1 protein-coding gene is annotated in these 1246 nt (G+C 44.5%); it reads left to right on the forward strand.

Annotated features, from left to right (window positions below; genetic code table 11):
- Nucleotides 1–90: 90 nt before the first annotated feature.
- The coding region (locus HMPREF0666_RS15855) for an IS1380 family transposase (RefSeq protein ID WP_009013412.1) at nt 91–1246 on the forward strand (1156 nt) is incomplete at its 3' end.

Raw genomic sequence — 1246 nt, forward strand, 5'->3', positions numbered from 1 at the left:
GAGAAACAAAGTTACTCAAAACACTTGGATATGTCAGAAATTTCACCTATCTTGGTGACTACAAACATAATAAGTAAGCAAAAATCTGACATGACAAAGGTAGCAATTAAAAACGAGAATATCACTTCTTTCGGTGGAATTTATCATATTATGGACGTTTTCTCAAAGTTGGGCTTTGAAAAACTTACCGAGTCTGTATTGGGCAAACGTGGAAGTAGTGGCAAAGCATTCAGCCATGGAAATATTTTCGGCTCTCTCTTCTTCAGTTACCTTTGTGGTGGAGAATGCCTTGAGGACATCAATGTGCTTATAGGGCAGTTCAAGCAGAGACCTAATACGCTATTACCCGGTGCCGACACTGTGGGGCGCGGACTAAAGGAGCTTGCTGAAGAGAACATTGTCTACAAGAGCGAGACCTCCGGCAAGTCGTATAGTTTCAACACGGCAGAAAAGTTGAATACCTTACTTTTACGGATGATACGGAGAATGGGGCTTATAAAGGTGGGCAGTCATGTTGACCTGGACTTTGACCACCAGTTTGTTCCTGCCCACAAGTTCGATGCAAAGTATTCTTACAAGCAGGATTTTGGCTATTTCCCTGGTTGGGCTTCCATTGGAGGAATCATAGTCGGAGGTGAGAATCGTGACGGAAATACCAATGTGAGATTCCATCAGGAGGACACGCTCCGTCGCATTATGGACCGTGTAACCTCAGAACTTGGTGTGGTAATAGAGCGTTTCCGTGCCGACTGCGGATCGTTCTCAAAGGAAATCATACAAACCGTAGAGCAGCGCTGCAACACGTTCTACATTCGTGCAGCCAACTGCGGCAGTCGCTATGAGAATTTCCGACAGTTGAAGGAATGGAAAAACGTTGAGATTGGCTATGAGAAATGCGATGTCACATCCATCAGCATGGACAGCTTGATAGAAGGAAAGTCATACAGACTTGTCGTACAGCGTAGTCCTTTGAAAGACAAGGATGGCAAGCAACAGACGGATATGTTCGGAGTAATATACACATACCGCTGTATCCTCACCAATGCCTGGGTGTCTACCGAGAAGGACATCATTACATTCTATAATGAGCGTGGGGCAAGTGAAAAGAACTTCGACATACAGAACAATGACTTTGGATGGTCACATCTGCCATTTTCCTTTATGGCTGAGAACATGGTTTTCATGATGGTTACCGCCATGCTGAAGAACTTCTATCTCTATCTCGTCCGTCATATCAGCGAAAGGT

The organism is Prevotella sp. C561, from assembly GCF_000224595.1.
In the GTDB taxonomy this organism is placed as follows: Bacteria; Bacteroidota; Bacteroidia; order Bacteroidales; family Bacteroidaceae; genus Prevotella; species Prevotella jejuni.